Source organism: Micromonospora maritima, assembly GCF_902825405.1.
Lineage (GTDB): Bacteria > Actinomycetota > Actinomycetes > Mycobacteriales > Micromonosporaceae > Micromonospora > Micromonospora maritima.
The window spans coordinates 1-3,912 of record NZ_CADEAU010000483.1; the positions used below are offsets into that span (position 1 = coordinate 1).

Sequence of the window (3,912 nt, forward strand, 5' to 3'; positions counted from 1 at the left end):
GACGCGGTCGGCGGCCCGGCCGCGCGGCAGCGACGGGGTGGGCCGCAGCGTCGCGGTCAGTTCGACGGCCTGGCAGGCCGGCACGGCGACCGGGTCGGTCACGCCGTCGGCGGCGCCCAGCACCCGCCCGTCCGGGCCGAGCAGGCGTTCGACCCGGGCGGAGGTGAGGTAGCGGCGGCCCTCGGGCTGGCGTACGGGCAGCACGTCGGAGTAGACCAGGTAGCCGGGATCGGTGTACTCGGTGGCGTGCGACACCCGCCAGCGCTGCCCGTCCCGGTCGAGTTGCAGCAGCCAGGAGGCGGCCTCGCCGGGCACGTCGGCGGCGACCAGCGCCAGCGCGGAGCCGGCGACCTGGCCGGAGAAGAGGATGCCGGAGGAGGGCACGTGCACCCGGTCGTCCACCGGGGACCGCCAGTCCCGCACCGCCTCGGTGATCCCGGCGGTGGCGGCGGCGTCGCGGGCCAGGCTGCCGCGCGGCGGCCAGACCGCCAGCGTGCCGTCCAGGCTGTCGTAGCCGACCCGCAGGTCCTTGGGCTGCCGGTCGGCGACCGGTCCGCAACCGGCCGTGACCAGCAGCAGCGCGGCCAGCGCGGTGCCCGTCGCCGCGCCTCGGCGGGCTGAAACCACCCTGATCCCCTCGCCGGTCGTCGGTCGGAAGCCCACATGGTACGAGACGACCGGTCGCCCGGCCGAGCCCGGCTCACCCGTTCGTCGCGGAACGTGACGCGCGATTCGTGCGCCAATATCCGGCTCCGGTAGACTCCGCCGACTGTGACGCCTGCCGAGACCCGCGGCGCCTCGACGCCGGCCGCCGAAGCCCCGACGGGACCCCGCTCCGTCACCCTCGACCGGCCTCCGGTCACCCGGCCCGACCCGCCGGCCCCCGCCGACCCGACGGACGGGGCCGCGCCCGCCGCGCGTCGCCGGTGGCGGTGGCGGTGGACGCGCCGCCGGATCGACCTCGTCGTGTACGGCGGTTTCCTGCTCGCCGCGATCTGGGTGACGAGCGGCATCTGGGCCGACCCCGCCGGCCGGGTGGCCGCGCTCTACAGCAGCGACCCGGCGCAGGTGCAGTTCTTCCTCGCCCACTCGGTACGGGTGGTGCTGCACGGCGAGTTCCCGTTCTTCACCGAGCAGTTCAACTACCCCGACGGGGTCAACCTGATGGCGAACACCGCCATCCTGGCGCTCGGCATCCCGATGGTGCCGGTGACCCTCCTGTTCGGACCGGCGGTCTCCTTCGTCACGCTCGTCACGCTCGGCCTGGCCGGCACCGCCGCCGCCTGGTACCGGGTGCTCTCCCGGCACCTGGTCCGCCACCGCCCGGCCGCCGCCGTCGGCGCCTGGTTCTGCGGGTTCTCACCGGCCATGCTGTCGCACGCCAACTGGCACCCGAACATCATCAGCCAGTTCCTGCTGCCGTTCATCGTCTGGCGGGTGCTGGTGCTGACCCGGTCGACCCGGCCGGTCCGCGACGGCGCGCTGCTCGCCCTGCTGGTCACCGCGCAGGCGTTCATCAACGAGGAGATCCTGCTCTTCACCGCCCTGGCGCTCGGCGTGTTCCTGCTCGCCGTGCTCGTCCAGCAGCGCGAGCGGTGGGCGGCCGCCTGGCGCCCGCTCGGCACCGGGCTGGCGGTGTGCGCGCTGCTCGCCGGCGCGCTGCTGGCGTACCCGCTCTGGGTGCAGTTCGCCGGGCCGATGGCGTACCACGGGCTCAGTGACACGGTGCGCGACTACGGCAACGACATCGCCGCGTTCTTCGCCCCCGGCTCGCCCACCTTCGGCGGCAACGAGCGGGCCAACGTCAACCTCGCCCCGAACTACTCGGAGGAGAACGCCTTCTTCGGCTGGAGCCTGTCGCTGCTCGCCGTGGGCATCGTGGTCTGGCTGCGCCGGGACGTGGTGGTCCGGGCGCTGGCCGCGACCGGGCTGTTCTTCGCCGTGCTCTCGCTCGGCGAGCGGATCTCCTGGTGGGACCGGGACCTGGTCACCGGGCCGTGGGAGCTGCTGGTGCGGCTGCCGCTGCTGGACGCCGTGGTGCCGACCCGGTTCGGCCTGATCACCGGCGTGACGGTGGCGGTGCTGCTCGCGTACGCGGTGCGCAGCGCCTGGGTGCTGCGGGGCGTGGACCGGCGGACCGCCCGGACGCTGACCGCCGCGGGCCTGGTCTTCGCGCTGCTGCCGATCGCGCCGATGCCGCTGCGGGTCACCACCCGGCCGCCGGTGCCGGAGTTCATCACCGCCGACCGGTGGCGGCAGTACGTCGGGCCGGACCAGACGCTGGTCTCCGTGCCGGTGCCGGCGATGGGCAACACCGACCCGATGCGGTGGGCGGCCAGCACCGACCTCGACTTCAAGATCCCCGGTGGCTACTTCCTCGCCCCGCGCAACGGCGTCACCGGCGACCCGGGCCGCTTCGGCGGCCGGCCCAGCGGCATCGGGGACCTGCTGGAGGAGGTGGCGTCCACCGGGCGTACGCCGAAGCTCGACGACCGGCAGCGCCGCCGCTTCCTCGACGAACTGCGGCACTGGAACGCGGCGGTGGTGGTGCTGCCGCTCAACGAGCAGAACGCCGAGCCGCTGCGCCGGACCGTGGAGCAACTGGTCGGCCCCGGCCGGCAGGAGCTGGACGTGTGGTTGTGGGACGTCCGGACACTGACCAGCCGCTCCGCCTGACCGGGGCGGCCCGCCCCGGCCGCGCGCCCCGGCGCCGGTGGTGGCCCCGCCCGGTCGACGCGCTCGTGGTGGCCGGCTACCTCGGTCTGGCCGTGCTGCTCACCACCGACCAGTGGCGCCGCCCGGAGCGGTTGTTCCACCAGGCCGGCGACCAGATGCTGTTCGAGTGGATGCTGGCCCGGGCGGCCCGCGCGGTGACCGGCGGGGAGAATCCGCTGTGGAGCGCCGCGCTGAACGCCCCGGACGGCGTGAACCTGATGGCGAACACCTCGGTGCTCGGGCTGGGCGTGCCGCTCACGCCGGTCACCGTGGCGTTCGGCTCCCAGGTGGCGTTCCTCGTCGCGGTGACGCTCAGCCTCGCCGGCACGGCCACCGCCTGGTACGCGCTGCTCGCCCGCCGGCTGGTCCGCTCCCGGGCCGCCGCCGCGGTGGGCGGCCTGGTCTGCGGCTTCGCCCCCGGCATGGTGGCGCAGGCCGGGGCGCACCTGCACATGGCCGCCCAGTTCCTGGTCCCGGTGATCCTGGCGCTGGTGTTCCGGCCGGCCACCGACCGGGTCCGCCGCGACGGCGTGCTGCTCGGGCTGGCGGTCGCCTACCAGGTCTTCCTCGGCGAGGAGCTGCTGGTCTTCCTGGCGCTGGCGGCCGGGGTGCTGGCCGGGGCGTACGCGCTGGCCGACCGGGCCGCCGCCCGCCGGCTGGCCCCGGTGGTGGCCCGCCGGCTGGGCATCGGGGCGCTCGTCGCCGGCGTGCTGCTGGCGTACCCGCTGTGGTTCCAGTTCTTCGGGCCGGGCCACTACGACGGGATGCCGTTCCACACCGTCGGGTACCGGCTGGACCTGGCCTCGTACACCGCCACCGCGCGGCAGACCGTCGCCGGGGACGCCCACCGCGCCGGCCTGCTGTCGCCGAACCCGACCGAACAGAACTCGTTCTTCGGGCCGTTCCTGCCGCTGCTGGCGCTGCTCGTGGTGGTGCGGCTGTGGCGCCGGCCGCTGGTGCGCGCGCTCGCCGCGTGCGGCCTGCTGTTCGCGCTGCTCTCGCTCGGCTCCAGCGTGGTGCTGAACCGCCACGACACCGGCGTGCCCGGCCCCTACCGGCTGCTCGCCGGGGTGCCGCTGCTCGACCTGGTGGTGCCGGCGCGGTTCGCGCTGGTGTGCGTACCGGTGTGCGGGGTGCTGCTGGCCCTGGCCCTGGACCGGGTCCGGCGCGGCGGGGCGCGCGCCTGGGCGCCGTGGG

At 75.4% G+C, this 3,912-nt stretch carries 2 protein-coding genes and 1 pseudogene; 2 read left to right on the top strand and 1 reads right to left on the bottom strand.

The genetic code is table 11. The features are described 5' to 3' along the window. A pseudogene (locus HUW36_RS27505) lies at nucleotides 1-627 on the bottom strand (hypothetical protein); the annotation flags it as partial. A 144-nt stretch (nucleotides 628-771) separates the two neighbouring features. On the opposite strand from HUW36_RS27505, the gene HUW36_RS27510 reads away from it, so the two are divergent. Further along, nucleotides 772-2,676: a DUF6311 domain-containing protein gene (locus HUW36_RS27510; protein ID WP_174530797.1), complete on the top strand. Its 1,905-nt coding sequence runs from the start codon at nucleotides 772-774 to the stop codon at nucleotides 2,674-2,676. Beyond that, nucleotides 2,634-3,912 (top strand): DUF6311 domain-containing protein (locus HUW36_RS27515; protein ID WP_174530798.1); only part of this gene is annotated, 1,279 nt, incomplete at its 3' end. The genes HUW36_RS27510 and HUW36_RS27515, both read left to right, overlap by 43 nt.